The sequence below is a fragment of the Variovorax sp. Root318D1 genome, assembly GCF_001424835.1.
In the GTDB taxonomy this organism is placed as follows: domain Bacteria; phylum Pseudomonadota; class Gammaproteobacteria; order Burkholderiales; family Burkholderiaceae_C; genus Variovorax.
On sequence record NZ_LMCQ01000003.1, the window covers coordinates 83,623 to 109,913 of the forward strand.

Sequence of the window (26,291 nt, forward strand, 5' to 3'; positions counted from 1 at the left end):
TGCAGGAACAGAAAATCATGACGACGACGCTCGATATCCATCAAATCCTCAAGCTGCTGCCCCACCGCTATCCGTTTCTGCTGGTGGATCGCGTGCTGGGCATGGAAAAGGGCAAGCGCATCACGGCGCTCAAGAACGTGACGATGAACGAGCCGTTCTTCAACGGCCACTTTCCCCATCGCCCGGTCATGCCGGGCGTGCTGATGCTCGAAGCGATGGCGCAGGCCGCGGCGTTGCTGTCGTTCCATTCGCTGGACATCGTGCCCGACGACAACACGGTCTACTACTTTGCTGCCATCGACGGCGCGCGCTTCAAGCGCCCCGTGGAGCCCGGCGACCAGCTCACGCTCGAGGTTGAAATCGAGCGCATGAAGGCCGGCATCTCCAAGTTCAAGGGCCGCGCCCTGGTTGGTAGCGAGCTTGCCTGCGAGGCCACGCTGATGTGCGCCATGCGCCAGATCAACTGATCCTGCGGCGGTTACGACAAGGCATGACGCAGGTTCATTCGACAGCGCTCATCGACCCGAAGGCAGAACTGGACGCCTCGGTTTCGGTGGGGCCCTACACCATCGTCGGTCCGCACGTGCGGATCGGTGCCGGCACGACCATTGGTGCGCATTGCGTGATCGAGGGTCGCACCACCATCGGCCGCGACAACCGGATCTTTCAGTTTTCGTCGATCGGCGCCGTGCCGCAAGACAAGAAATACGCCGGCGAGCCGACCGAGCTGGTCATTGGCGACCGCAACGTCATTCGCGAGTTCTGCACCTTCAACCTCGGCGTACCGGGGGCCGGCGGCATCACGCGGGTGGGCAACGACAACTGGATCATGGCGTACACGCACATCGCGCACGACTGCCGTGTCGACGACCACACCACGCTGGCCAACAACACCACGCTGGCGGGCCACGTGCACCTGGCCGATTGGGTCACCATCGGCGGACTGACCGGCATTCATCAGTTCGTCTCGGTGGGCGCCCACGCGATGGTGGGCTTTGCCAGTGCGGTGTCGCAGGATGTGCCTCCCTTCATGCTGGTCGACGGCAATCCATTGGCGGTGCGCGGCTTCAATCTGGTCGGCCTGCGCCGCCGCGATTTTTCGGCGCCGCGCCTTGCCGCGGTCAAACAGATGCACCGCCTGCTGTACCGGCAGGGCAAGACACTCGAAGAGGCTCGGGCCGGAATCGCCGCACTGGCGGCCGATACCCCCGAGGCAGCCGAGGACGTGGCGCTGATGGAGCGCTTCCTGGCCAATTCGACGCGCGGCATCGCGCGTTGAAGTAGCTGTCGGCATGGACAAGGACGAACAGCGGCGGTTCGCGCTGGTCGCGGGCGAAGCGTCCGGCGACCTGCTCGCGGGCCTGCTTCTCGATGGCCTGCAGGCGCGTTGGCCTTCGCTCCAGACGGTGGGCATCGGCGGGCCACGCATGCTTGCGCATGGCCTGCAGAGCTGGTGGCCGCAAGAAAAACTGGCCGTGCGTGGCTACATCGAGGTGCTGCGCCACTATGCCGAGATCGCAGGCATTCGACGCCAGCTCAAGGCGCGGCTGCTGCGCGAATGGCCGGAGCTTTTCATCGGTGTCGATGCCCCCGATTTCAACCTCGATCTCGAGGCGGGGTTGCGGGCCCGCGGCATGAAGACCGTGCATTTCGTCTGTCCCTCGATCTGGGCATGGCGCCCGGACCGCGTCGAAAAGATCCGTGCCGCGGCCGACCATGTGCTGTGCATCTTTCCGTTCGAGCCTGCGCTGCTTGCAGGGCACGGCGTGCAGGGCAGCTACGTCGGCCATCCGTTGGCCAACGTGATTCCCATGGCGCCAGATCGTGGCGCGGCCCGTGCCGCATTGGGCTTGGCACCGGATGCGGAAGTCGTCGCCTTGCTGCCCGGCAGCCGCCGGTCGGAAGTGCGCTATTTGGCAGCCCGGTTCTTTGCCGCCGCCGCGCAAATGCTGAAGGCACGGCCCGCGCTCCAGTTTGTCGCACCCATCCTTCCGGGCCTGCGCGTCGAGGTGGAAGCCTTGCTGCAGGCCAGCGGCATCGCTGACCGCGTGATGCTGCTCGATGGCCAGTCGCACGCCGCGCTGGCGGCCTGTGACGTCACACTGATCGCCAGCGGAACCGCGACGCTGGAGGCGGCCTTGTTCAAGCGCCCGATGGTCATTGCCTACAACATGAACGCGCTGTCGTGGCGCCTCATGCAGCGCAAGCAACTCCAGCCCTGGGTGGGCTTGCCCAATATTCTGTCCCGTGAATTCGTCGTGCCCGAGCTGTTGCAGGATTCGGCCACGCCGCAAGCGCTGGCCCAAGCCACGCTCGACTGGCTTGACGCACCTGAAAAGACGCGGGCGCTGCAACAAAAATTTTCAGAGCTGCACGTGCAACTGCAGCGCGATACGCCGACACTTTGCGCCGATGCGATCCAGAAAGTTCTTGAAGGCTGAGCAGGCTGCCCTCGTGTGGGACGCTCCGGGCCTCGTTGCGGGCGTGGACGAGGCGGGCCGCGGCCCGCTTGCCGGACCTGTGGTCGCGGCAGCCGTCATCCTTGACGACAAGCGCCCGATCCGGGGCCTTGCTGATTCCAAGACGCTTACGCCGCTGCAGCGCGAACGCCTGAACGACCAGATCCTGGCCAAGGCCCTGTGCTGCTCGGTGGCGCAGGCCAGCGTGGAAGAAATCGACACCCACAACATCCTGCAGGCCACCATGATCGCAATGCGCCGCGCGGTCGAGGGCCTGCGCTTGAAGCCGGCCAAGGTGCTGGTCGATGGCAACCGCTTGCCGACGCTCGACGTGCTGGCCGAAGCCATCGTCAATGGAGACGCCCGGATCAAGGCAATTTCCGCTGCATCGATTCTTGCCAAGGTCCATCGCGACCGCCTGTGCCAGCAGCTGCACGTCGAGTTCCCCCTTTACGGATTTGCCGGCCACAAGGGCTATGGCACGCCGGAGCATCTGGAGGCGCTGTTGCGCCACGGGGCATGCGTTCATCACCGGCGGTCGTTCAGTCCGGTTGCCGCGGCGCTGGCGCGCACGATGGGTGAGGCCGCCGCGCTGGACGAAGCCGCCCTGCCGACGCCGGCGCTGATTGCAACGGTCGAAACCGTGCATCTCGACCTGCGCGCCGAGCCCTGAGCCGCGAAATGACCACTCCTGACGGCGTGAGCCACATCAGCTCGCGCGACAACCCGCTGCTCAAAGACTTGCGCAAGCTGGCCCAGGACCCGGGCGCCTACCGCAAGCTCGGCCGCGTGTGGCTCGAAGGCGACCATCTCTGCCGCGCAGCGTTGGCGCGGGGAGTCAAGCCCGCCATTGCCGTTTTTTCGGAGACATATTGGCCGTTGGCTCCCGCCGAGTGGGCGAATTCCGCTACTAAAACCGTAGTGGTTTCCGACGAACTCCTGCGCGCTGCCAGCGGGCTGGAGTCGCCGGCACCCATGGGATTCGTGCTTGAACTGCCTTCCCGGCCCGCGCTGCTGCCCAACGCGCCGAGCGTCGTGCTCGACCGGCTGCAGGATGCCGGCAATGCCGGATCCATCTTGCGCAGCGCAGCGGCCTTCGGTTTCAAACAGGTGATCGCGCTCAAGGGCACGGCGGCGCTGTGGGCGCCGAAGGTGCTGCGCGCCGGCATGGGCGCGCACTTTGGCCTCCGGCTGATCGAAGGCGTCGAGGCGGACGCGCTCGACGAGCTGAAGGTGCCGCTGGTGGCCACCAGTTCTCACCGGGGCGAATGGCTGCATCAGGCGCGCTTGCCAAGCCCGTGCGCCTGGCTGATGGGCCACGAGGGGCAGGGCGTTTCGCCGGCACTCGAAGCACGGGCAACGCACCTCATCCGCATTGCGCAGCCGGGCGGCGAGGAGTCGCTGAACGTGGCCGCCGCGGCGGCCATCTGCCTGCACGCGAGCGGCGCGGCCGGGCTCGGGCAGGCCGTTTCCTGATTTGCCGATGCCGTAAAGGCATGAGCAGCGTATGTTTTACGGTCCCGCACGGCGGGAGAGCGATGCCGCCGGGCTACAATCGGGGGCTTACTCGCAATAGCGTCGCCCGGCCGCCTTCAACGCCATCTTTCCCTTAAGCAGCAGTCCGCAGGCAACGCGCCTGGGGCTCCGGGCGACCGTAACCATCCGGAGAACCCAGTGCTTTTGTCTCTCAAGGGAAGTTTCCCGCCCGCCATCCTGGCGCTCGCAGACGGCACGGTCTTTCAAGGCAATTCGATCGGAGCCATCGGCTCCACGACCGGTGAAGTGGTGTTCAACACCTCCATGACCGGTTACCAGGAAATCCTCACCGACCCGAGTTACTGCCAGCAGATCGTGACACTCACGTATCCGCACATCGGCAACTACGGCGTCAACGGGGAAGACATCGAAGCCGACAAGATCCATGCCGCTGGCCTGATCATCAAAGACCTGCCGCTCGTCGCGTCCAATTTCCGCAAGACGGCCACGCTGAGCGAATACCTCGTGGCCGGCAAGACGGTGGCCATTGCCAACATCGACACCCGCAAGCTGACCCGCCACCTGCGCACCCATGGCGCGCAGAACGGCTGCATCCTGGGCCTCGCCGCGGGTGAGGCGGTCACGCAGGCGCTGATCGACAAGGCCATTGCCGCCGCCAAGGGCGCGCCCAACATGGCCGGGCTTGATCTGGCCAAGGTCGTTTCGGTGAAGCAAACCTACGAGTGGACCGAAACCGAGTGGAAGCTGGGCGCGGGCTACGGCGTGCAGATCACGCCCAAGTTCCATGTCGTGGCTTTCGACTACGGCGTCAAGAAGAACATCCTGCGCATGATCGCGCAGCGCGGCGCCCGCATCACCGTGGTGCCGGCCCAAACGCCTGCCGCCGATGTGCTCAAGCTCAAACCCGACGGCATCTTCCTGGCCAACGGCCCGGGCGACCCGGAGCCCTGCGACTACGCGATTAGCGCGGTCAAGGAACTCATCGAGACCGGCATTCCCACCTTCGGCATCTGCCTGGGACACCAGATCATGGCGCTGGCCTCGGGTGCGAAGACCTTCAAGATGAAGTTCGGCCACCACGGCGCGAACCATCCGGTGAAAGACCTGGACAACGGCCGCGTGAGCATCACGAGCCAGAACCACGGTTTCGCGGTCGACGAGAAGTCGCTGCCGGCCAATCTGCGCGCCACCCACATCAGCCTGTTCGACAACACGCTGCAAGGCCTCGCACGCACCGACAAGCCGGCGTTCTGCTTCCAGGGCCACCCTGAAGCCTCGCCCGGCCCGCACGACATCGGCTACCTGTTCGACCGCTTCACCGCGCTCATGGAGCAGGCACGTGGCTGATGCGCCCGCGGTGCTCGACGTCTCGGTCATCGCCGCCTTGCGCGATGCCGAGGGCAAGATCTATGTGCTGCGCGGCCTGAAGGTCATGCTGGCGCAAGATCTTGCCGCGCTCTATGGCGTCGAGACCCGGGTGTTGTTGCAGGCCATGCGCCGCAACCTTGATCGTTTTCCGGCTGATTTCGCCTTCATCCTGGAGGACCAGGATCTCGAGAATTTGAAATCACAACTTGTGATCTCAAAACCCGAGAAGCCGGGCTCGGGCGGCGCGCGCTACCGAAGCGTGGCGTTCACCGAACAGGGCGTTGCCATGTTGTCGAGCGTGCTGCGCAGCGAACGCGCCGTGGCCGTCAACATCGAGATCATGCGTACCTTCGTCAAGCTGCGCAGCATGCTGTCGGAGCACGCCGATCTCAAGCGCAAGCTGAACGCGCTGGAACAGCGATACGACCAGAACTTTCGCGATGTATTCAACGCGATCCATCAACTGATGGATGAGCCGAAGCCGGGCGCCTACAGCGGCCGCGGCATCGGTTTCACCAAGGACAAATAAGATGCCCAAGCGCTCAGACCTCAAATCCATTCTCATCATCGGCGCCGGCCCGATCATCATCGGCCAGGCCTGCGAGTTCGACTACTCCGGCGTGCAGGCTTGCAAGGCTTTGCGCGAAGAAGGCTACAAGGTCATCCTGATCAACAGCAATCCCGCGACGATCATGACCGACCCGGCCACGGCCGACGTCACCTACATCGAGCCGATCACCTGGCAAACGGTCGAGAAGATCATCGCCAAGGAGCGCCCCGACGCGATCTTGCCAACCATGGGCGGACAGACCGCGCTCAACTGCGCGCTCGACCTCTGGCGCAACGGCGTGCTCGACAAGTACACGGGCGCCGCCACCAACAAGCCAGTCGAACTCATCGGCGCCACGCCCGAAGCCATCGACAAGGCCGAAGACCGCCTGAAGTTCAAGGACGCGATGACCAAGATCGGCCTCGGCTCGGCGCGCTCCGGCATCGCCCACTCGATGGAAGAGGCTTGGGCGGTGCAGAAGTCGGTCGGCTTTCCCACCGTGATCCGCCCCAGCTTCACGCTCGGCGGCACCGGCGGCGGCATCGCCTACAACCCGGAAGAGTTCGAGACCATCTGCAAGCGCGGCATCGAAGCCTCGCCCACCAACGAGCTGCTGATCGAAGAGTCGCTGCTCGGCTGGAAAGAGTACGAGATGGAAGTCGTGCGCGACAAGGCCGACAACTGCATCATCGTCTGCTCGATCGAAAACCTCGACCCGATGGGCGTGCACACCGGCGACTCGATCACCGTGGCCCCCGCGCAGACGCTGTCCGACAAGGAATACCAGATTCTCCGCAACGCCTCGCTGGCCGTGCTGCGCGAGATCGGCGTGGACACCGGTGGCTCGAACGTGCAGTTCTCCATCAACCCTAAGGACGGCCGCATGGTCGTCATCGAGATGAATCCGCGCGTATCGCGTTCGTCGGCGCTGGCCTCCAAGGCCACGGGCTTCCCGATCGCCAAGGTCGCGGCCAAGCTGGCTGTGGGCTACACGCTCGACGAGCTGCGCAACGAGATCACGGGCGGTGCCACACCCGCGTCGTTCGAGCCCTCGATCGACTACGTGGTCACCAAGATTCCGCGTTTCGCATTCGAGAAATTCCCGCAGGCCGATTCGCGCCTCACCACGCAGATGAAGTCGGTGGGCGAGGTGATGGCCATGGGCCGCACCTTCCAGGAGTCGTTCCAGAAGGCGCTGCGCGGCCTTGAAGTGGGCGTGGATGGCCTCAACGAGAAGACGCAAGACCGCGAAGTGCTCGAAAAGGAACTGGGCGAGCCCGGTCCCGAGCGCATCTGGTACGTGGGCGATGCCTTCGCCATGGGCCTGAGCGTGGACGAAGTGTTCGCGCTGACCAAGATCGATCCGTGGTTCCTGGTGCAGATCGAAGAGATCGTGAAGATCGAACTCGAGCTCGAAACCAAGTCGCTCGACGACATCGACAAGGACACGCTGCTCGCGCTCAAGAAGAAGGGCTTCTCCGACCGCCGTTTGGCGCGCCAGTTGAAGACCACCGATACCGCGATTCGCGAGAAGCGCCGTGCCCTCGGCGTGCGTCCGGTCTACAAGCGCGTGGACACCTGCGCGGCCGAGTTCGCGACCAACACGGCCTACATGTACTCGACCTACGAGGACGAGTGCGAAGCCGACCCGACCGACAAGAAGAAGATCATGGTGCTCGGCGGCGGTCCTAACCGCATCGGCCAGGGCATCGAGTTCGACTACTGCTGCGTGCATGCCGCGCTCGCCATGCGCGAGGACGGCTACGAGACCATCATGGTCAACTGCAACCCCGAGACCGTGTCGACCGACTACGACACCTCCGACCGACTGTACTTCGAGCCGCTCACGCTCGAAGACGTGCTCGAGATCGTCGACAAGGAAAAGCCGCTTGGCGTGATCGTGCAGTACGGCGGCCAGACGCCGCTCAAGCTCGCGCTCGACCTCGAAGCCAACGGCGTGCCGATCATCGGCACCTCGCCCGACATGATCGACGCGGCCGAAGACCGCGAGCGCTTCCAGAAGCTGCTGCATGAGCTGGGCCTGCGCCAGCCGCCGAATGCCACCGCCCGCACCGAGCCCGAAGCGCTCGAAAAGGCTGCGGCTCTCGGCTACCCGCTGGTGGTTCGCCCGAGCTACGTGCTCGGCGGCCGCGCGATGGAAATCGTGCACGAGCAGCGCGACCTCGAGCGCTACATGCGCGAAGCCGTCAAGGTGAGCAACGACTCGCCGGTGCTGCTCGACCGCTTCCTCAACGACGCCGTCGAGTGCGACGTCGACTGCATCCGCGACGGCGAAGGCGCCACGCTGATCGGCGGCGTGATGGAGCACATCGAGCAAGCCGGCGTGCACTCGGGCGACTCCGCCTGCTCGCTGCCGCCTTACAGCCTGAGCGCCGAGACCATCGCCGAGCTGAAGCGCCAGAGCGCCGCGATGGCGAAGGCGCTCAACGTGGTCGGCCTGATGAATGTGCAGTTCGCCATCCAGCAGAAGGACGGCAAGGACGTCATCTACGTGCTCGAAGTGAACCCGCGAGCTTCCCGCACCGTGCCTTACGTGAGCAAGGCCACGGGCATCCAGCTCGCCAAGGTGGCTGCACGCTGCATGGCCGGCCAGTCGCTCGCGTCGCAGGGTGTGACGAAGGAAGTCACGCCGCCTTACTTCAGCGTGAAGGAAGCCGTGTTCCCGTTCGTCAAGTTCCCGGGCGTGGACACCATCCTCGGCCCCGAGATGAAGTCGACCGGCGAAGTGATGGGCGTGGGCAAGACCTTCGGCGAAGCCTTCGTGAAGTCGCAGCTCGGTGCGGGTACGCACCTGCCGAAGTCGGGCAAGGTCTTCATCTCGGTGAAGAACAACGACAAGGCACGCGCGGTCGAAGTGGCGCGCGGGCTGGTCAAGCTGGGCTTTGAAGTGATCGCGACCAAGGGCACGGCAGCCGCCATCAGCGCCGCGGGCATCGAATGCGCGACGGTGAACAAGGTGACCGAAGGCCGCCCGCACATCGTGGACATGATCAAGAACAACGAGATTGCGCTGGTCATCAACACGGTGGAAGAACGCCGCAACGCAATCACCGATTCGCGGCAGATCCGCACCTCGGCGCTGCTGGCGCGCGTGACCACGTTCACTACGATCTTCGGCGCCGAAGCCGCGGTCGAGGGCATGGGCTTCATGGACGAGCTCGGCGTGATCTCGGTGCAGGAGATGCACGCGCAACTGGCTGCCGCCTGAGCGTCATGGAAACCCAGCTGGTCGAACTGGATCTGGCCGACTGGAACGCGGCCACGCCCAACGAGGCGTGGATCGCGGCGCTCGAGGCTGGCAAGGTGCTGTACTTTCCGCGACTGGGCTTCGAACTGCTGCCGGAAGAGCGCAGCCTGCTGACGCCCAGCCTGCTGTCTCCCGACGTGCGCAACATCAGCCTCGATGCCAACGGCCACATCAAGGGAGTGGCGGGCGACGAGCAGGTGCAGCGCGCTGCTGAGGCGATGGTAGGGCGCTTTCGCGCGCAGGCACAGCAACTCATCCACGGCCTGCTGCCGCACTACACGCCGGCCTTGCGACTGGCGCCGACCAGCTACCGGCCCGCGCAGGTCGAAACACGCGTGCAGTCGTGGCGTGCCGACGACCGCCGCCTGCATGTTGATGCGTTTCCTTCGCGGCCCAACTACGGCGAGCGAATCCTTCGCGTGTTCACCAACGTGAATCCCGATGGCGCGCCGCGGGTGTGGCGCGTGGGCGAGCCCTTCGAGGACATCGCCAGGCGTTTCCTGCCGCGCGCCAAGCCCTATGTGCGCTGGCAAGCGAAGCTGCTGCAGGCGCTGCACGTGACCAAGTCGTTCCGCAGCGAGTACGACCACCTGATGCTGCAGCTGCACGACGGAATGAAGTCGGACATGGCCTACCAGGAAAAATCGCCGCAGGAGAAGGCGGAGTTCCCGCCAGGTTCGGTGTGGGTGTGCTTTTCCGACCAAACCTCGCACGCCGTGATGGCGGGGCAGTACATGCTCGAGCAGACCCTTCATCTGCCCGCAGCGAAGCAATACAATCCAGATTCGAGCCCGCTCGCCATCCTGAGCCGGCTGACCGGACGTACCCTCGTCTGATCCTTTCCCTCATCGACCGCCGAACGGCAGCGTTCGGCGGTTTCGCTTTATGGAGAACCAAACATGGCGACCATTCCAATTACCAAGCGCGGAGCCGAGAAGCTGCGCGCTGAATTGCATCAGCTCAAGACCGTGGACCGTCCCTGGGTCATCAATGCGATTTCCGAGGCCCGAGCGCAGGGCGACCTGAGCGAGAACGCCGAGTACGAAGTCGCCAAGGATCGCCAGGGCTTCATCGAAGGCCGCATCCAGGAAGTCGAGGGCAAGCTCTCGGCCGCGCAGATCATCGACCCGACCGAGCTCGACGCCGGCGGCAAGGTGGTGTTCGGCTCCACGGTCGAGCTCGAGGAAGAAGAATCTGGCGACGCCGTCAAATACCAGATCGTCGGGGAGGACGAAGCCGACCTGAAGCTGGGCCTCATCAACATCTCCAGCCCGATCGCGCGTGCGCTCATCGGCAAGGAAGAGGGCGACGTTGCGGAAGTGCAGGCCCCGGGCGGCCTCAAGCGGTACGAGATCGTCGCGGTCCGCTACCTCTGACCTGCCGCGCCGCATGAAAGACCGCCTCGCGCTGCTGCTGGCCGCCTTCTGGTGGGGCAGTCTCACGACGATCGGTTTCGTCGTGGTGCCAATGCTGTTCTCGAAGCTTGGCAATCCCGCTGTCGCGGGCAATTTTGCCGGCCAGCTGTTCGAGGCGCAGAGCTGGATCGCCATCGGCTGCGGCCTGCTGCTCCTGGTTCATTTCAGGACGAAGATGGACGAGCGCATCGACAGCGCCTCGATGGGCGCGATCTTTCTGATATTGGCCGCACTGCTGCTGGCGCTGCTCCAGCAATATGCCGTGGCGCCCCGCATTCTGGCGCGCGACAACCTCAAGCTGTGGCACGCCGTGGGAAGCGGTATGTACCTGGTTCAGTGGCTCTGCGCCGGTGTGTTGCTGTGGCGCATGGGCGCTGTCAGGGCGCCCACGGCAGGCTGAAGCGGGGCGGCAGGACAGGCTGTGTCCCGCCCGCCAACCCCTCAGTTCATTCTTTCCAGAACTTCGCGACCCAGCTCGCAGGTCGGATAAAGCGAAAAGTCCGGTTGCGACGGCCCGCCAGCGCATCGGGCGGGTTGCATTCGCCATGGAACACCATGATGCGTGCGCCCTCGGGCACGAAGGGCTCTTCCCAGTAGTTGGTCGGCCACATGGGTATGCCGTGGTACTTGAAGCTTGGGCACCAGGCCGTGGGCCAGTAGGAGAGCTTGCCCTGCTTGTGCAGCATGTCGGACAGGTAGGCCTGCTCGTTGCGGTATTCGGCCTGCACCTTGTCCATGTTGTCGCGAAAATACGCCAGCACGTCGGCATGGGCGCCCAGTTCGAAGCGATACACCGATGAATTTCCCGTGATCCGCTCGCGGCGCCAGGGGCGCGCATAGTCGTGAATGATCAGGAATTCGCCGGGCTGCTCGAAGAAGGCATCGAGGCTGCCCACGACCACCACGTCCACGTCCAGGAAGAGGGCGGTGCCGCGCAGGCCATGCAGGTCCTTTTCGAAGGTCGTGAGCTTCTTCCACGCGCCGTCGCGCTGGCCGGGCGCCAGCTGCAGGTTCAGCGGCGGAATCGGCAGGCACGTCACTTCGGGGCGGACGCCGGTGCCGTCGTCCGTCAGGCACACGAACTTGAAGTCGCCGCTGAGATTGCGGCGCACCATCGCGTAGAGGCGGTTGACGTATTCGGGGCCGTATTTGGTGCCCCACTTCATGCAGAGAATGTGGCGTGTCACCCAGCTCAATCCGACTGGTTGCGCTTCTTGGCCGAGAGCGGTCGCTTCGCCTTGGCGCGCTTGATGGTGCCGCCGGGGGTGAGGCGCTGGTTGCCGAGCACGCGCAGGGTCTTGATTTCGGGGCGCTGGCCGCCGCGCTTGCTGTACTTCAGTACCTTGATGTCGCGCGGGCCGGGCATGCGGTCTTCGTCGACCACGCGCTCTTTTTCAGGTTTCGGACGCCACAGCACCAGCAGCTTGCCGATGTGCTGGATGGGCGCTGCGTCGAGCTCCTCGGCCAGTTCGCGCAGCATGGCGTCACGGGCCAGGCGGTCGTCGGAAAAGACTCGCACCTTGATGAGGCCATGGGCCTTGAGCGCCGCGTCGGCTTCTTTTTTAACGGCAGGGGTCAGCCCGTCTCCACCGACCATGACGATCGGATCCAGGTGGTGAGCTTCGGCGCGGTGCACCTTGCGCTCGGCAGGGGTAAGTTGAATGGCGGGCATCCCCGTATTATCGAGGGTAGAAAGCATCCTCTCGAACCGCCCGGCCGCTTCCAAGGCGAATACCGCAGCGCGAAGCACGAGAGGCTCCCCATGAGCACCAAGGCGAAAAGCAAAAAAGTCAACAAAGCGTGGCTGCACGACCACATCAACGATCCGTACGTCAAGCTGGCCACGCGGGAGGGGTACCGCGCACGGGCGGCCTACAAACTGAAGGAAATCGATGAATCACTGGGCCTGGTCAAACCGGGCCAGCTGGTGGTCGACCTGGGCTCCACGCCCGGTGCCTGGAGCCAGTACCTGCGGCGGCGCATGTCGCCTGGCGGCGCCGCGGCCGGCGAACTGAACGGCACCATCATCGCGCTCGACATGCTGCCGATGGAACCGATCGAGGGCGTGACCTTCCTGCAGGGCGACTTCCGCGAGGCGGAGCTGCTGCAACAGGTGCTGGGCGTGCTGGCGGGCCGCAAGGCCGACCTGGTGGTGTCCGACATGGCGCCCAACCTGTCGGGCATCCATTCGGCAGACGCCGCACGCGTAGCCCACCTGATCGAGCTTGCAATCGATTTCGCCCAGCACCATCTGAAGCCGGAAGGGGCGCTGGTCGCCAAGCTTTTCCATGGCAGTGGCTATGACGAGCTGGTGAAGCTGTTCAAGGCGAATTTCCGCACGGTCAAGCCTTTCAAACCCAAGGCTTCGCGCGACAAATCGTCGGAAACCTTTCTCGTTGGCATGGGTCTGAAAGCCCAGGAAACGCCTTGATACCTTGATGCCGGAGGCCCTGGCAGGGCGCCAACCAGGCGCAAACCCTTATCAAGCTATGGCTGCTTTAGGGAAATGCCCGCTTTTCGTAGCTTGAAAAGCCTAAAATGGGGCGCAATTGCGTATCCATAGCGCGTTCTTTCACAATCTTGTCACGCGCTTTCGACTGGAGCTTCGTTTGAACAATCAGTGGTTTTCCAAAGTTGCCGTATGGCTCGTCATCGCCATGGTGTTGTTCACTGTGTTCAAGCAGTTCGACACCCGTGGCGGCGTCGGCTCAGGGGCGGTGAGCTATTCGGAGTTCCTGGATCAGGTCCGAAACAACCAGATCAAGAGCGCCATCATTCCTGAAGGCGCCGGCGGCGGAGAAATCGTCGCCGTCACCAACGACGATCGCAAGATCCGAACAACCGCCACCGTGCTCGACCGCGGCCTGGTCGGCGACTTGATCGACCACAACGTCAAGTTTGACGTCAAGCCGCGCGAAGAAGGCTCGCTCCTCATGACGCTCTTGGTGAGCTGGGGCCCGATGCTGCTCTTGATCGGCGTCTGGATCTACTTCATGCGCCAGATGCAGGGCGGCGGCAAGGGCGGGGCGTTCAGCTTCGGCAAGAGCAAGGCCCGCATGATGGACGAAAACAACAACACGGTTACTTTCGCCGACGTCGCAGGCTGCGACGAGGCCAAGGAAGAAGTCCGTGAAGTCGTCGACTTCCTGAAAGACCCGCAGCGCTTCCAGAAACTAGGCGGCCGCATCCCGCGCGGCTTGCTGCTGGTCGGCCCTCCGGGTACCGGCAAGACCTTGCTGGCCAAGTCGATCGCCGGCGAAGCCAAGGTTCCGTTCTTCTCGATCTCGGGTTCCGACTTCGTCGAAATGTTCGTTGGCGTGGGCGCTGCCCGCGTGCGCGACATGTTCGAAAACGCCAAGAAGAACGCTCCCTGCATCATCTTCATCGACGAAATCGATGCAGTGGGCCGCCAGCGCGGTGCCGGCCTGGGTGGCGGCAACGACGAACGCGAACAAACCTTGAACCAGATGCTGGTCGAGATGGACGGTTTCGAAACCAACCTTGGTGTGATCGTGGTGGCAGCCACCAACCGCCCCGACATCCTGGACGCCGCGTTGCTGCGCCCCGGCCGCTTCGACCGCCAGGTGTATGTCACGCTGCCCGACATCCGCGGCCGCGAGCAGATCCTCGCCGTCCACATGCGCAAGGTGCCGTTGGGCCAGGACGTGAACCCGAGCGTGATCGCGCGCGGCACGCCCGGCATGTCCGGCGCCGATCTGGCCAACCTCTGCAACGAAGCCGCCCTGATGGCCGCACGCCGCAATGCGCGCGTGGTCGAAATGCAGGACTTCGAAAAGGCCAAGGACAAGATCTTCATGGGCCCCGAGCGCAAGAGCATGGTCATGCCCGAGGAAGAGCGCCGCAACACGGCCTATCACGAGTCCGGCCACGCCCTCATCGGCAAGCTGCTGCCCAAGTGCGACCCGGTCCACAAGGTCACGATCATTCCGCGCGGCCGCGCCCTGGGCGTGACCATGAGCCTGCCGGCACAAGACCGCTACAGCTACGACCGCGAGTACATGCTGAACCAGATCAGCATGCTGTTCGGCGGCCGCATTGCCGAAGAAGTGTTCATGCATCAGATGACCACCGGCGCTAGCAACGACTTCGAGCGCGCAACCTCCATCGCCCGCGACATGGTCACGCGTTACGGCATGACCGACGCCCTGGGCCCGATGGTCTACGCCGAGAACGAAGGCGAAGTGTTCCTCGGCCGCTCGGTCACCAAGACCACGAACATGAGCGAGCAGACCATGGAAAAGGTCGATGCCGAAGTTCGCCGCATCATCGACGAGCAGTACGCCCTGGCGCGCCGCCTCATCGAGGAGAACAGCGACAAGATGCACACCATGGCCAAGGCCCTGCTCGAGTGGGAAACCATCGACAGCGAGCAGCTCGACGACATCATGGCAGGCCGCGCACCGCGTCCGCCCAAGGACTGGACGCCGCGCACCCCCCCTTCGGGCAGTGGCGGCAGCGGCGGCACGCCGGCGGTCAATCCGGATCCGGCGCCCACAGTTGCCTGAAGTGCAACCGGCGTCAAACAGCAACGGGGCCCTGGGCCCCGTTTTCGATGAAGGTGCCGAATGACGAAGGCCCCTGCAACCGTGTGGCAGACGGCGCGCTTTGCCATCGATCTGGCGCAGCCGCGCGTGATGGGCATCGTCAACGTCACCCCGGATTCCTTTTCCGACGGCGGGGCGCATGCTTCCACAGAGGCTGCGCTGCGCCATTGCGAGCAGTTGCTGAAAGAGGGCGCCGACATCCTCGATATCGGCGGCGAATCGACCCGACCGGGCAGCCCGCCCGTGCCGCTCGACGCTGAATTGGCGCGCGTGCTGCCCGTGGTGCGTGAAGCGGTCAAGCTCAACGTGCCGGTGTCCGTCGATACCTACAAACCGGAAGTGATGCAGGCGGTGCTCGATCTGGGCGCCGACATCATCAACGACGTCTGGGCGCTGCGGCAGCCCGGTGCGCGCGAAGCCGTGGCCGCGCATCCGTCATGCGGCATCTGCCTGATGCACATGCACCGCGATCCGCAGACCATGCAGGCTGCGCCAATGCAGGGCGACGTGGTGCCCGAGGTGCTGTCGTTCTGGGCGCAGCAGGTGGCGCAGCTCCGGGCGCTGAAGGTCGATCCCTCGCGCATCACGCTGGACCCGGGCATTGGTTTCGGCAAGACCGTGGCGCAGAATTTTTCCCTGCTGGCGCGGCAGCGAGAATTGCTGGGAGCCGGCTTTCCGCTGCTGCTGGGCTGGTCCCGCAAGTCGTCGATCGGCGCGGTGAGCGGCATTGAGATTGCCAGCGGGCGCATCGTGCCCAGCGTGGTGGCTGCGGTGCTTGCGGTAGAGCGCGGCGCGGCTGTCGTGCGGGTGCACGATGTGCGCGAAACCGTGTCGGCACTCGCCGTGTGGCGCGCCATGAAGGCCGAAGAGCCGCATACCGATCTGCAAGTTTGACAAGATCAACAACAAGAGGATATCCCTTGACCCGAAAATACTTTGGCACCGACGGCATCCGCGGCACGGTAGGCCAGTCGCCCATCACCCCTGATTTCGTGCTGCGCCTCGCGCATGCCGTGGGCCGCGTGCTCAAGAAGAGCCAGTCGCGCCCCACGGTGCTGATCGGCAAGGACACCCGCATCTCGGGCTATATGCTCGAAAGCGCACTCGAATCCGGCTTCAATTCCGCGGGCGTCGATGTGGTGCTGCTCGGCCCGCTGCCTACCCCTGGCGTGGCGTACCTGACGCGCGCGCAGCGTGCCAGCTTGGGCGTGGTGATCAGCGCCAGCCACAACGCCTACCCCGACAACGGCATCAAGTTCTTCAGCGCGCAGGGGACCAAGCTCGACGACGAGTGGGAGCTTGCGGTGGAGGCCGCGCTCGAGGAGGCTCCAGTGTGGGCAACCTCGGCCGAGCTTGGCAAGGCGCGCCGCCTCAATGACGCGCCCGGCCGCTACATCGAGTTCTGCAAGAGCACCTTCGCCAACGACCTGACGTTGCGCGACATGAAGCTGGTGATCGACGCGGCGCACGGCGCTGCCTACCAGGTCGCGCCGAACGTGTTCCACGAACTGGGCGCCGAGGTCACCAGCATCGGCTGCACACCCGACGGCCTGAACATCAACAACGGCTTTGGCGCCACGCATCCCGCTGCGCTGGTGGCCGCCGTGACCGAGCAGAAGGCCGACTACGGCATCGCGCTCGACGGCGACGCCGACCGCCTGCAGCTCGTCGACGCGAGCGGACGCCTGTTCAACGGCGACGAACTGCTCTATCTGATGGTGGCCGAGCGCATTGCGCGCGGCGACAAGCCAGTCGGCGTGGTCGGCACGCTGATGACCAACAAGGCCGTAGAGGTGGCGCTGCGCGGGCAGGGCATCGAGTTCGTGCGCGCCAAGGTGGGCGACCGCTATGTGCTCGAAGAGCTCGATAAGCGCGGCTGGCTGCTGGGCGGCGAGGGCTCGGGCCATCTGCTGGTGCTCGACCGCCACACCACCGGCGACGGCATCGTGAGCGCGCTGCAGGTGCTGCAAGCCTGCGTGCGCAGCGGCAAGACCGTGGCGCAGCTGCTTGCGGATCTCACGCTGTTTCCCCAGGTCCTGATCAATGTCCGCCTGGCGCCCGGCCAGGACTGGAAGAACAACGACGCTTTGGCGAGCGAAACGCAGCGTACCGAAGCCGAGCTTGGCGACGGCGGCCGCGTACTGATTCGCGCAAGCGGCACCGAGCCGCTGGTTCGCGTGATGGTCGAGGCGCGAGACGCCAAGCAGGCCGAGTCTTGCGCGAAACGCCTTGCGGCAACCCTCGAGTCCGCGCAGCAACGATGATCGAGGTCGTTCTCGTCGATTACCGCAACGCCGCGCACGCGGCTGCGCTGGTCGATCTGCTCGACAGCTATGCACGCGATCCCGCCGGCGGCGGCACGCCGCTCGATGCCAGCGTGCGCGCCGGGCTGCCCGCGGCATTGGCCGCGCGGCCGCAAGCCTTCAGCGTGCTCGCTTACGACGGTGCGCAGCCCGTCGGCCTTATCAACTGCATCGAAGGTTTTTCGACCTTTGCCTGCAAGCCGCTGGTCAATGTGCATGACGTGGTCGTGCTGGCCAGCCATCGCGGGCAGCGGGTTGCGCAACGCATGTTCGAACGGGTGGAGCAAGAAGCCCGTGCGCGTGGCGCCTGCAAGCTCACGCTCGAAGTGCTCTCAGGCAATGTGCCTGCGCTACGCAGCTACGAGCGCGAAGGGTTCATCGGCTATCAGCTCGACCCTGCGTTCGGGCACGCGGTGTTTTTGCAGAAGAAGCTCTGAAAAAGAAAAAGGGCCGGGGCGCGTTTGGCGCCGTCGGCCCTCACCCCGACCCTCTCCCCGAGGGGAGAGGGAGTAAGACAGATCAGAAGCGCGTAACGGGCGCTTCGGCGTCGGTCTTGCTGGGCGCGTACTTGCCCAACTCCCATTTGGCAATCGCATTGCGGTGCACTTCGTCCGGGCCGTCCGCAAAGCGCAACGTGCGTGCACCGGCATAGGCGTAGGCCAGCGGAAAGTCGTCGCTCATGCCGCCGCCGCCATGCACCTGCATGGCCCAGTCGATCACCTGGCAGGCCATGCTCGGCGCCACTACCTTGATCATCGCGATCTCGTTCTTCGCGACCTTGTTGCCGGCCACGTCCATCAGCCATGCGGCCTTGAGCGTGAGCAGGCGGGCCATGTCGATCTTGCAGCGCGCTTCGGCAATGCGCTCTTGCGTCACCGTCTGCGAAGCGACCGTCTTGCCAAAGGCCACCCTCGACGAGGCACGCTTGCACATCAGCTCGAGCGCGCGCTCGGCCAGGCCGATGAGGCGCATGCAGTGGTGAATGCGTCCCGGGCCAAGGCGGCCTTGGGCAATTTCAAAGCCGCGGCCTTCGCCGAGCAGGATGTTGTCGACCGGCACGCGCACGTTCTCGAAATACATCTCCACATGGCCGTGCGGCGCGTCGTCATAGCCCATCACGTTGAGCGGGCGCACGATGCGGATGCCCTTGGCGTCTGCCGGCACGATGACCATGCTCTGCTGCGAATGCTTCGGCGCGTCAGGGTCGCTCTTGCCCATGGTGATGAACACGGCACAGCGCGGATCGGCGGCGCCCGAGATCCACCACTTGTGGCCGTTGATCACATACTCGTTGCCTTGGCGTTCGATGCGGGTCGAAATGTTGGTTGCGTCGCTCGAGGCAACGTCGGGTTCGGTCATTGCGAAGGCCGAGCGGATCTGGCCTTCGAGCAGCGGCTTGAGCCAGCGCGCCTTGATGGCTTCTGAGCCATAGCGGGCAATGGTCTCCATGTTGCCGGTGTCTGGCGCCGAGCAGTTGAAGGCTTCCGAGGCCCATGGCACGCGGCCCATGATCTCGGCCAGCGGTGCGTATTCCTGGTTCGTGAGGCCGGCGCCTTCATAACCCGAGGCCGAGGCACTGTCGACCGGCAGGAACAGGTTCCACAGTCCCTGGGCCTTGGCCTTCTCCTTGACCTTCTCGACGGTCTTGAGCGCGGTCCAGCGCTTGCCGGCGGCCGTGTTGGCGGCCAGTTCGGCCGAATACTCGGCTTCGGCCGGGTAGATGTGCTCGTCCATGAATGCGCTCACGCGCTTCTGGAGTTCCTTGGTTTTTGCCGAGTATTCGAAGTCCATCGTTTGTCTCCTGGTGGGGGTGTGGGGCAGCTACGCCTTTTGGGCAAACTGCCAGGCCATCTCGGCCATCGGTCGCGCGCCGCGGGCAGAGGCCACTGCTTGCTCGCTCGATGCGGTACCGGCCTCGACCCGCTTGGCAATGCCTTGCAGGATCGCGGCCATGCGGAACAGGTTGTAGGCCTGGTAGAAGTTCCAGTCCGGCGCCAGCGCCTCGGGCGTGGTGATGCGCGTGCGCTCGCAGTAGCGGCGGATGTATTCGCCTTCGGTGGGAATGCCCAGCGACGCGACATCCACGCCGCCGATGCCGCGGCCGGTGGTGGGAGGCATGTGCCAGGACATGCAGTGGTAGCTGAAGTCCGCCAGGGGATGGCCCAGCGTGGAGAGCTCCCAGTCGAGCACCGCGATGATCCGCGGCTCCGTGGCGTGGAACATCACGTTGTCCAGGCGGTAGTCGCCGTGCACGATCGAGACCTTGGTCTCGTCGCGCGCGCTCGCCGGCATGTGGGCGGGGAGCCAGTCGATCAGGCGCTCCATGGCCTCGATCGGCTGCGACAGTTCTCCGGCACCATCGGTCGAAGCCTTGTACTGTTTGCTCCAGCGGCCGATCTGCCGCTCGAAGTAGTTACCTGGCTTGCCGTAGTCCGCCAAACCGCGCTCCGTGAACTTCACTGTGTGCAGCGCCGCAATGACGCGGTTCATCTCGTCGTAGATGGCCGAGCGCTCTGCATTGCTCATGCCCGGCAGCGACTGGTCCCAGAGCACGCGGCCCTGCATGAACTCCATCACGTAGAAGGCGCGGCCAATGATGGCTTCGTCCTCGCACAGGCAGTGCATGCGCGGCACGGGCACGTCAGTGCCGGCAAGGCCGCTCATGACCTTGAATTCGCGCTCCACCGCATGGGCCGACGGCAGCAGCTTGGCGACTGGGCCGGGCTTGGCGCGCATCACGTAGCTCTGCGTGGGCGTGACGAGCTTGTAGGTCGGGTTCGACTGGCCGCCCTTGAACATCTCCACAGTGAGCGGACCCTTGAAGCCATCGAGGTTCTTCTCGAGCCAGGCTGCGAGTGCGTCGACGTCGAAGGCGTGCTGCTGCGAAACCGCGCGGGTGCCGATGAAGTTGGAGAAGTCCTGGCTCATGTCAGATGTCCGCTTCGGAGACGCGCATCAATGCGACGCGGTCGAGGACCACGAGGCCGGCCGGCTCGATGCGGATGGTGCCCTCGCGTTCCATGGTCTTGAGTTCCTGGTTGACGCGCTGGCGCGACGCGCCGAGCAGCTGCGCCAGCTCTTCCTGCGCAAGCTGCAGGCCGATGCGCATCTGGCTGCCGTCTTCCAGGTTGGGTACGCCGTAGCTGCGCACCAGGTGAATGAGCTGCTTGGCCAGCCGTGCGCGCAAGGGCAGGGTGTTGAGGTCTTCCACCAGCCCGAAGAGGGTGCGGATGCGGCGCGCCTGCAGCCGCATCAGCGCCTCGTACAGCTCCACGTGCGTGGCCAGAATCTTCTGGAAATCGGCCCGCGCCACGCACAGATTGGTGGTATCCCCATGCGCATAGGCGTCGTGCGTGCGCCGGTCCCCGTCGAACATCGCCACGTCGCCGAACCAGATGCCCGGCTCCACGTAGGTCAGCGTCACCTGCTTGCCCGACACGGCCGTCGAACTGACGCGCACCGCGCCCTTGGCGCAGGCAATCCAGTGGTCGGGAGGATCGCCTCGGGCGGCGATCAGGTCGCCGTCCTTGTAGCGTTTGACGAAAGCACATCGGAGAATGTCGTGCCGCAGCGAGGGAGATAGAGAAGAAAACCAGCGACCACTGTTGATCGCTTCACGTTCTTCGATGGTAAGAATGGGGTCGTCCATTGGTCTGTCCTGTCGGCGACTGAAAGGCTGGAGGGTGTCACGAGAGCGACGTTGCGCTGCTACTCGTACTGCGGAGGCTTCTTCTCGAGAAACGCGGCAATGCCGATGCCGGCATTCGGATGGTGGAGGTTGCGCACGAAGTGGTCGCGCTCCTGCGAGAGCTGCGACGCGAACGTGGCGCCGCGCGCCTCGCTCAGCAGCTCCTTGATGCTGGCGAGCGAGTTCGGCGCGCGGGCGTTGAGCCGGGTTGCCAGCGCCAGCGCGCTGGCGAGCGCCTGGCCGTTTTCGCTCAGTTCATTGACCAGCCCGAGCGCATGCAGCCGCGGCGCGCCGATGCGCTCGCCGCACATCAGCCATTCGCTCGCCAGCTGGCGCGGCAATGCCTGGCCCAGGTGCCAGCTCAGGCCGCCATCGGGCGACAGCGCGACGTTGCTGTACGAAGCCGCAAAAACCGCATCGCGCGCGGCCACGACGAAATCGCAGGCCAGCGCGAGCGAGAAACCTGCGCCTGCCGCCGCGCCCTCGACCGCCGCGATGATGGGCTTCGGGAAGGCGCGAATGGAATCGATCCAGTTGTGCAGTCCCTCGATGCTTTCGGCCTGCACCGAAGGATCGCGCTGGCGGTTGTCCGAGAGCCGCTGCAGCGAGCCGCCGGCGCAGAACCATGCGCCTTCGCCCACGATGACGACGCTGCGGATTTCATCGCTGCTCTCGGCGCCGTTGAGCGCCTCGATGCCCGCGGCGTAGATCTCGGGGCCCAGCGCATTGCGCTGGGTCGGATTGGCGATGGTGAGCACCATGGTGCGTCCCTCGCTGGTGCTCTTCAGTTCGGCGGTCATCGCTGTGATGCTTTCGTTGATGTTTGCTTGTTTATTCTTCTTCGTGCAGCAGGCTCAGGCCCAGCGCGCCGCGGCGGCGCAGCCAAGGGCTCGGGCGATAACGCGGATCGCCGTAGACGGTCTGCAGGTTGAACAGCACCTCGAGCATGTTGGTCGGGCCATACAGGTTGCCCATGGCCAACGGACCGCGCGGATAGCCGAGGCCCAGCTGAACCGCGGTTTCAAGATCGGCCGGCGAGCAGACGCGCTGCTGGCACATGTCGGCGGCAATGTTCACGATGGTGCCGATCACGCGCTGCGTGACGAAGCCGCCGCTGTCCCGGATCACGCTCACGGCCTTGCCGTCGCGCGCGAAGAGGGCATGCGCCGCATCGCGGATGTCACGCCGCGTGGCCGGATTGGTGGCGAGCACGCGGCGCTTGGTGGCCGCATCGTCGATCAGCATGTCGATGCCGACGGTGCGCGTGGCATCCAGGCGTTCGACTGCGGCCACCGTGGTCACGTCGAAGCCCAATGGCGCGACCAGGATCACCGATCCGGGTGCGGGCGCGGCGCCGCTGTCGATCTGGGCGCCGAGCGCATTCACCAGCCGCAGCAGTTCCGCCCTGCGCGCGGCGCGGGGAGAAACCCAGACCGAGGGCAGCGCCTCGACCGTGGGCGTCGGGGCTTCGGCCACCTGCTGCATCACGCCGTCGTGGTACTTGTAGAAGCCCTCGTTGGTCTTGCGGCCCAGCACGCCCGCCGCAAGGCGCTGGGCCGTGATGACGCTGGGGCGGAAGCGCGGCTCCTCGTAGTACTGGCGATAGATCGATTCCATCACCGGATGCGACACGTCGAGCGCCGTCAGGTCCAGCAGCTCGAAGGGCCCCAGGCGAAAGCCGGCCTGCTCCTTGAGGATGCGGTCGACCGTGGCGAAGTCGGCCACGCCTTCGCCCACGATGCGCAGCGCCTCGGTGCCGTAACCGCGTCCGGCGTGGTTGACGATGAAGCCCGGCGTATCCTGCGCCTGCACGGCGCTGTGGCCCATCTGCACCGCATAGCCGGCCAGCTGCTTGCAGACTTCGGCGGAGGTCTTGAAGCCGGCCACCACCTCGACCACCTTCATCAGCGGCACGGGGTTGAAGAAGTGGAAGCCCGCCACCCGCTCCGGCCGCTTGAGCTCGGCGGCGATGGCGGTGACCGACAGCGACGAAGTGTTGGTGACGAGCGTGGCCGTGGGCGCGACCACCGATTCGAGTTCGCGGAACAGCGAGCGCTTGACCTCGAGGTCTTCGACCACCGCTTCGATCACGAGGTCGCACTGGGCGAGGGCAGCCACCGAATCGACCGCCTTGACGCGTGCGATCTGCGCATCGCGCGCCGCGGCGTCGATCTTGCCCTTCTCGTGCAGCTTGTTCCATTGGGCCGCGAGAGCTTCGCGCCCGCGCTCGGCCGCTCCTGCGAAGCTGTCGAGCAGCAGCACTTCGCTGCCTGCCTGGGCGGCGATCTGGGCGATGCCTCGGCCCATGGCGCCGGCGCCGACGACGCCGATCCGGGTGTAGTTCACTGTCATTGAAAAAGATTTTCGCTGGTTGATGGAGCCGAGCCCGCTTGCAGGCGCCGGGCCCCGGAATTTGCGCAGCCTTCGATTTTGCAGCCATGGACCGCGGCCGCGTGCCCGGTTTTACGCGGGTCCGCGCTTCAGGCCGCGCGGCGGCTGCGATCGATGGCCACGCTCAGGCCGATGGCCAGCAGCAGCAAGGTAAAACCGACCCAGTTCATCCAAGCCACCGCGTCGTTGGCAAGCAGCCATCCGCCCAGCCCTGCACCAACTGCCTGGCCAATGTAGATGCCCGAGCTGTTCAGCGCCACCGAGCCCGGCGCAAGAGCCGGGGCCAGGCCCACCAGCCGCGCCTGCTGCGCCGAATTGGTCGCGAAGCAGCCCAGGCCCCACGGCACGAGTACCGCCGCCAGCCATGGGAGTGAGCCGGCCCAGGGCCAGAGAAAGAGGCTGAGCGCGATCAGCGAGCTTGTCAGCAGCACCATGCGGCCCGCGCCCGCGCGATCGATGAACCGGCTCACGAGCATGTTGCCCACCAGCCCAAAGGCGCCGAACAGGGCCCACATCAGGCTCAGCGTGGTGGGGTCCGCGCCGAAATTCTGCTTCAGCAAGGGCCCGAAATAGCTGAACAGGACGAACTGGCCGCCACCTTGGAGCGCCGTGACCGACACGATGCCCATCAGCACGGGGCTGCGGAGCACGCGCGACCACGCGGCTGCTGTCAGCGCGGCGGGCCGGATGCCGCGCGGCAGCGTCAGCCAGATCGACACGGCACTCACGAGGCTGAGCAGCGCAATGGCCGTGAAAGCCATGCGCCAGCCCAGGTGGCCGCCAATCAGCGCGCCGAGCGGCAGGCCCAGCACCGAGGCCATCGACCAGCCAAGAAAAACGAAAGTCACGGCACGCCCGCGCTGCTCCGGCGGCACCAGCATGCCGGCGCAAGCCGCGGCCTGGGGTGTGAAGATGGCAGGTGCGACCACCGTGAGCATGCGCACCGGCAGCAAGGCGCCGAAGCTCGGCATCAAAGCGGCAATGACATGCCCGGCGGCGTACCAGAGAAGGGTTAGGGCGAGCAAATGGCGGCGGTCCCAGCCCGCAACCACGGCCGCCAGCAGCGGAGCGCCGAGGCACATCACGACCGCGGCGGCCGTGATCAGTTGGCCAGCGGTGGCAACGGTGATGGCAAGCGAGGTGCTGATTTCATTGAGCGTGCCGGGCACCACCATCACACCCGTGCCGATCACGAAATTGCCGGCCAGCAGCGCCCAGAGCGCGCCCCGGGGCGCTGGCTGGCTCACTGAAGAACCTTCGCCTTCGGCTGCCGTATTCGCCTTGGGGCGGCCCGGCGGCTCGGGATCACCGGCGAACCTGCAGCGCGCCGGGATTCACGATGTTGGTGGGGTTGCCCTTGATGAAGCTCACGACGTTGTCGAAAGCCTGGCCGAAATAGCTTTCGTAGCTGTCCTGCTCCACATAGCCGATGTGCGGCGTGCAGATGCAGTTTTCCAGGCGCAGCAGCGCATGGCCCTGCAGCGGCGGCTCGCTCTCGAATACGTCGACGGCAGCCAGCCCCGGCCGGCCGCGATTGAGCGCGGCCAGCAGCGCATCGGCCTCGACCAGTTCGGCACGCGAGGTGTTGACGAAGAGTGCCGTTGGTTTCATGCGCGAAAGGTCTTCGAGCTTGACCAGGCCGCTGGTTTCCTCGTTGAGCCGCAGGTGCACCGACAGAACGTCGGCGGCGGCAAAGAATTCGTGGCGGTTCTGCGCCACCTGGAAGCCGTCGGACCGCGCCTTGGCGCAGCTGGCCTCGCGGCCCCAGATGACCACCTGCATGCCGAAGGCCTGCCCGTAGCGCGCCACCAACTGGCCGATGCGGCCATAGCCCCAGATGCAGAGCGTCTTGCCCTTGAGCACCGAGCCCAGCCCGAAGTTGGGCGGCATCGAGGCCGACTTGAGCCCTGACTGCTGCCAAGCCCCGTGCTTGAGGTTGCTGATGTACTGCGGCAGGCGGCGCATCGCCGCCATGATCAGCGCCCAGGTCAGCTCGGCCGGCGCCTGGGGAGAACCGGTGCCCTCGGCCACGGCCACTCCCCGCTCGGTGCAGGCCGTGACGTCGATGTGGCCGCCCACGCGCCCCGTTTGCGAAATGAGCTTGAGCTTGGGCAGCTTTTCGATCAGCTGGCGAGAGATGTGGGTGCGCTCGCGGATCAGCACGATCACATCGGCATCCTTCAGGCGAACCGAAAGTTGGCCGATGCCCTTGACCGTGTTGGTATAGACCTTGGCCGCGTACGCGTCCAGCTTGGCGGCGCAGCGCAATTTGCGCACGGCGTCCTGGTAATCGTCGAGGATCACAATGTTCATGGCGTGCAATTGTGCCTCGCAGCATTGACCTGACGCTCGCGTGAACGTTTGGATACCCGCCCCGGGCCATGGTCACCGGGGCATGCACGGATTCAGTGCAGGTGCGTGGGGCGCGCTGCGGCGCTGAGCGCTTCCATGGCTTCGAGCGCGGCGAGCCGGTCGAGTTCGGCGCAGACGTCGGCCATTCGACCCGAGATCACCATGCGGTTGGTGCTGCGTTTTTGGCCCTGGGGTCCATCGACCACGCGAATGACGCGAAGCGGACGGCTCGGTGCCGGCGCCGCTTTGGGGGGTGCCGAAGCATGAGCCCGCGCCGTGCAGGCCGGGCGCACCGCAACGTAGCGCAACCCCGCGGACGCACTGACGCTGTCGCGGTGACGAGGCCGGCGCGCCGGCAGCAGACGGCTTGCCAGCGATTGCAGCGGCATCCACAAATCAACGATGGTGAGGAGGGCGATTCCCATGTGAACTCCA

At 65.2% G+C, this 26,291-nt stretch carries 26 protein-coding genes; 16 read left to right on the forward strand and 10 right to left on the reverse strand.

Annotated elements, in window-relative coordinates; all coding sequences use genetic code 11:
- The first annotated feature begins 17 nt into the window (after positions 1–17).
- The 11 genes from fabZ (at position 18) to ASC78_RS04075 (ending at position 10,957) form a co-directional block, all read left to right on the forward strand.
- Complete coding sequence (gene fabZ / locus ASC78_RS04025; RefSeq protein ID WP_055797294.1) at positions 18–467, forward strand: 3-hydroxyacyl-ACP dehydratase FabZ; 450 nt, start codon at positions 18–20, stop codon at positions 465–467.
- A 23-nt stretch (positions 468–490) separates the two neighbouring features.
- A complete protein-coding gene (gene lpxA / locus ASC78_RS04030; RefSeq protein WP_055796737.1) occupies positions 491–1,279 on the forward strand; it encodes an acyl-ACP--UDP-N-acetylglucosamine O-acyltransferase in 789 nt (262 codons plus the stop codon).
- A gap of 13 nt (positions 1,280–1,292) precedes the next feature.
- On the forward strand, positions 1,293–2,441 hold the full coding sequence (gene lpxB / locus ASC78_RS04035; protein ID WP_082517420.1) for a lipid-A-disaccharide synthase: 1,149 nt from the start codon (positions 1,293–1,295) through the stop codon (positions 2,439–2,441).
- Entirely contained in the window at positions 2,413–3,132 is a 720-nt protein-coding gene (rnhB, locus tag ASC78_RS04040) for a ribonuclease HII (RefSeq protein ID WP_055796740.1), read from the forward strand. Before lpxB ends, rnhB begins: the two co-directional genes overlap by 29 nt.
- Before the next feature lie 8 nt (positions 3,133–3,140).
- On the forward strand, positions 3,141–3,935 hold the full coding sequence (locus ASC78_RS04045) for a TrmH family RNA methyltransferase (protein ID WP_055796743.1): 795 nt from the start codon (positions 3,141–3,143) through the stop codon (positions 3,933–3,935).
- A 198-nt stretch (positions 3,936–4,133) separates the two neighbouring features.
- Positions 4,134–5,303 carry a glutamine-hydrolyzing carbamoyl-phosphate synthase small subunit gene (gene carA, locus ASC78_RS04050; protein ID WP_055796746.1) on the forward strand — a complete coding sequence of 390 codons (1,170 nt, stop codon included), beginning with the start codon at positions 4,134–4,136 and terminating at the stop codon, positions 5,301–5,303.
- A 10-nt stretch (positions 5,304–5,313) separates the two neighbouring features.
- On the forward strand, positions 5,314–5,853 hold the full coding sequence (locus tag ASC78_RS04055; protein ID WP_235504981.1) for an ORF6N domain-containing protein: 540 nt from the start codon (positions 5,314–5,316) through the stop codon (positions 5,851–5,853).
- Between the two features lies 1 nt (position 5,854).
- On the forward strand, positions 5,855–9,103 hold the full coding sequence (gene carB, locus ASC78_RS04060; RefSeq protein WP_055796752.1) for a carbamoyl-phosphate synthase large subunit: 3,249 nt from the start codon (positions 5,855–5,857) through the stop codon (positions 9,101–9,103).
- Between the two features lie 5 nt (positions 9,104–9,108).
- Positions 9,109–9,978, forward strand: coding sequence for a Kdo hydroxylase family protein (locus tag ASC78_RS04065; protein ID WP_055796754.1), 870 nt, complete (start codon positions 9,109–9,111; stop codon positions 9,976–9,978).
- Positions 9,979–10,041: 63 nt separating this feature from the next.
- Positions 10,042–10,518 (forward strand): transcription elongation factor GreA, encoded by a 477-nt coding sequence (gene greA / locus ASC78_RS04070; RefSeq protein WP_055796756.1) that lies wholly within the window; start codon positions 10,042–10,044, stop codon positions 10,516–10,518.
- 13 nt (positions 10,519–10,531) lie between these two features.
- On the forward strand, positions 10,532–10,957 hold the full coding sequence (locus ASC78_RS04075) for a DUF4149 domain-containing protein (RefSeq protein WP_055796758.1): 426 nt from the start codon (positions 10,532–10,534) through the stop codon (positions 10,955–10,957).
- A gap of 46 nt (positions 10,958–11,003) precedes the next feature.
- Here the strand turns inward: ASC78_RS04075 and ASC78_RS04080 are convergent, their stop codons facing one another.
- Complete coding sequence (locus ASC78_RS04080; RefSeq protein WP_055796761.1) at positions 11,004–11,723, reverse strand: hypothetical protein; 720 nt, start codon at positions 11,721–11,723, stop codon at positions 11,004–11,006.
- A 26-nt stretch (positions 11,724–11,749) separates the two neighbouring features.
- Positions 11,750–12,229 carry a YhbY family RNA-binding protein gene (locus ASC78_RS04085; protein ID WP_055796764.1) on the reverse strand — a complete coding sequence of 160 codons (480 nt, stop codon included), beginning with the start codon at positions 12,227–12,229 and terminating at the stop codon, positions 11,750–11,752.
- A gap of 90 nt (positions 12,230–12,319) precedes the next feature.
- Between ASC78_RS04085 and ASC78_RS04090 the strand changes: the two genes are divergently transcribed.
- The 5 genes from ASC78_RS04090 (at position 12,320) to ASC78_RS04110 (ending at position 17,862) form a co-directional block, all read left to right on the forward strand.
- Positions 12,320–12,988, forward strand: coding sequence for an RlmE family RNA methyltransferase (locus tag ASC78_RS04090; RefSeq protein WP_055796767.1), 669 nt, complete (start codon positions 12,320–12,322; stop codon positions 12,986–12,988).
- A gap of 178 nt (positions 12,989–13,166) precedes the next feature.
- Positions 13,167–15,083, forward strand: coding sequence for an ATP-dependent zinc metalloprotease FtsH (gene ftsH, locus ASC78_RS04095; protein ID WP_055796770.1), 1,917 nt, complete (start codon positions 13,167–13,169; stop codon positions 15,081–15,083).
- Between the two features lie 60 nt (positions 15,084–15,143).
- Positions 15,144–16,016 carry a dihydropteroate synthase gene (gene folP, locus ASC78_RS04100; protein WP_055796772.1) on the forward strand — a complete coding sequence of 291 codons (873 nt, stop codon included), beginning with the start codon at positions 15,144–15,146 and terminating at the stop codon, positions 16,014–16,016.
- A 26-nt stretch (positions 16,017–16,042) separates the two neighbouring features.
- Positions 16,043–17,386: a phosphoglucosamine mutase gene (gene glmM / locus ASC78_RS04105; RefSeq protein WP_055796775.1), complete on the forward strand. Its 1,344-nt coding sequence runs from the start codon at positions 16,043–16,045 to the stop codon at positions 17,384–17,386.
- The gene (locus ASC78_RS04110; protein WP_055796779.1) at positions 17,383–17,862 is read left to right on the forward strand and encodes a GNAT family N-acetyltransferase; all 480 of its coding nucleotides are present in this window, start codon (positions 17,383–17,385) and stop codon (positions 17,860–17,862) included. The genes glmM and ASC78_RS04110 overlap by 4 nt, the downstream gene beginning before the upstream one ends.
- 82 nt (positions 17,863–17,944) lie before the next feature.
- Here ASC78_RS04110 and ASC78_RS04115 read toward each other — a convergent pair whose 3' ends face one another.
- The 8 genes from ASC78_RS04115 to ASC78_RS04150 form a co-directional block, all read right to left on the reverse strand.
- Positions 17,945–19,216, reverse strand: a complete 1,272-nt coding sequence (locus ASC78_RS04115) for an acyl-CoA dehydrogenase family protein (RefSeq protein ID WP_055796782.1) — start codon at positions 19,214–19,216, stop codon at positions 17,945–17,947.
- Between the two features lie 30 nt (positions 19,217–19,246).
- Positions 19,247–20,353: a phosphotransferase gene (locus tag ASC78_RS04120; RefSeq protein WP_055796785.1), complete on the reverse strand. Its 1,107-nt coding sequence runs from the start codon at positions 20,351–20,353 to the stop codon at positions 19,247–19,249.
- Between the two features lies 1 nt (position 20,354).
- On the reverse strand, positions 20,355–21,074 hold the full coding sequence (locus ASC78_RS04125; RefSeq protein ID WP_055796788.1) for a Crp/Fnr family transcriptional regulator: 720 nt from the start codon (positions 21,072–21,074) through the stop codon (positions 20,355–20,357).
- Positions 21,075–21,133: 59 nt separating this feature from the next.
- Positions 21,134–21,913, reverse strand: coding sequence for an oxepin-CoA hydrolase, alternative type (locus ASC78_RS04130; protein WP_055796791.1), 780 nt, complete (start codon positions 21,911–21,913; stop codon positions 21,134–21,136).
- Between the two features lie 31 nt (positions 21,914–21,944).
- Positions 21,945–23,465, reverse strand: a complete 1,521-nt coding sequence (locus ASC78_RS04135) for a 3-hydroxyacyl-CoA dehydrogenase (protein ID WP_055796793.1) — start codon at positions 23,463–23,465, stop codon at positions 21,945–21,947.
- 128 nt (positions 23,466–23,593) lie between these two features.
- Positions 23,594–24,751 (reverse strand): MFS transporter, encoded by a 1,158-nt coding sequence (locus ASC78_RS04140; protein ID WP_055796797.1) that lies wholly within the window; start codon positions 24,749–24,751, stop codon positions 23,594–23,596.
- A gap of 58 nt (positions 24,752–24,809) precedes the next feature.
- Positions 24,810–25,817, reverse strand: a complete 1,008-nt coding sequence (locus ASC78_RS04145) for a D-2-hydroxyacid dehydrogenase family protein (RefSeq protein ID WP_055796799.1) — start codon at positions 25,815–25,817, stop codon at positions 24,810–24,812.
- A gap of 92 nt (positions 25,818–25,909) precedes the next feature.
- Positions 25,910–26,281 (reverse strand): hypothetical protein, encoded by a 372-nt coding sequence (locus ASC78_RS04150; protein ID WP_055796801.1) that lies wholly within the window; start codon positions 26,279–26,281, stop codon positions 25,910–25,912.
- Positions 26,282–26,291 lie beyond the last annotated feature (10 nt).